The 1,420-nt window shown below is 42.7% G+C and carries 1 protein-coding gene; it reads right to left on the minus strand.

From position 1 onward, the window contains the following. On the minus strand, positions 1-1,230 hold a 1,230-nt coding region (locus ACT3SX_RS15085), incomplete at its 3' end, for an L-lactate permease (RefSeq protein WP_444761832.1). Positions 1,231-1,420 lie beyond the last annotated feature (190 nt).

Consider the following 1,420-nt stretch of genomic DNA (forward strand, 5'->3'; position numbering starts at 1 on the left):
CACAGTCTTGCTTGACTCTTTGAGCGCACTATTTAGTGCACTACCTGGCTTTTTGGTTTGGAAAAAAGCGGCAACCAAAGCACTGATTAACAACAATCCACCAGGTAAATATAAAGGACTAAAACCAGCGCTAATATCCGCCTCACCCAATACTGATGTAAAGTCTAACGTCACACTAGTCAGAAAATCTTTGAAGCCCACAAACACTCTTGAAAAAACCAATAACAGCGCAACTAGTAAGTAAGGGAACCATGCCATGAAAATAGACATTTTCTTGCCATCTTCATTCGGCGTCAAATATTCCTTACTAACGACTAACTTACCAAGCCATTCACTTGGCCAGTTTTTTTGCGGTTCAAAATCCCATGTGGTTTTTGGAACTAAGAATCCACGTTTTGCCGCATTAACAACGATGGCGACACTAACCAAACCACCGACCAGTGATGGAAACTCTGGCCCTAAAAAAACACCGGTTATCATATAAGGGATTGTAAATGCCAAGCCTGCAAAAATCGCAAACGGCCAAATAGCGAAGCCTTCTTTCCAGCTTTTATTCTTACCAAAAAAGCGGGTGAGCATCATCACCATAAAAAGTGGCATAAACGTACCAATGACACCATGCATGATAGCCACTTGACTGGTAATCAGTTGTAAAAAGTCGCCCCACTCTAGTCCTTCTTGTGCCAGTTGAGCGCTAATGGCCGCTTTATCTAACCCATTATTTACCCCAATAACGATAGGCGTACCGACCGCACCAAATGATACAGGTGTACTTTGTATCATCATTCCCATCAACACCGCACCCAGCGCTGGAAATCCTATCGCCACCAGCAAAGGCGCAGCAATAGCGGCAGCTGTACCAAAACCTGAGGCACCCTCAAGAAAGCAGCCAAAGCACCATGCAATAATAATGGCTTGCACACGCCTATCTGGCGATACATTGGTAAACCCAGCACGGATAACGGCGATTGCACCAGTATGTTTTAATGTATTCAACAGAAAAATAGCACCAAAGACAATCCACAACACCGAGACAGTTATCACCAAACCCTGAATAATAGATGATGACACTCGGTTAAGCGTCATATCCCATATAAAAATGGCAAGCGCAGCGGTAACAACTAAAATGATAGGCATTGTTTTTTTAGCTGACCATTGCAAGCCTATAAGAAAAATACCACAGAGAACGATTGGCAGTAATGCCAAAAGCCCATATATTGTTTGATTCAAAATTACATCCTTTTGATTGTGCGATCTTCCCTGAACCAAGTCATCGCAGCCTTTATTTTGACGACTCAATGATGACTAAGTTGTATTAAACATTCACAAACAGGGACTGCTAATTTATCCAAGCCGTCTTGTAGACAAAACCGAGCACGACTTGCGACAGTCTATGGCCCATGTTCAAAAAGCCCTAAAA

The sequence above is a fragment of the Psychrobacter sp. AOP31-B2-9 genome (assembly GCF_052378005.1).
In the GTDB taxonomy this organism is placed as follows: Bacteria; Pseudomonadota; Gammaproteobacteria; order Pseudomonadales; family Moraxellaceae; genus Psychrobacter.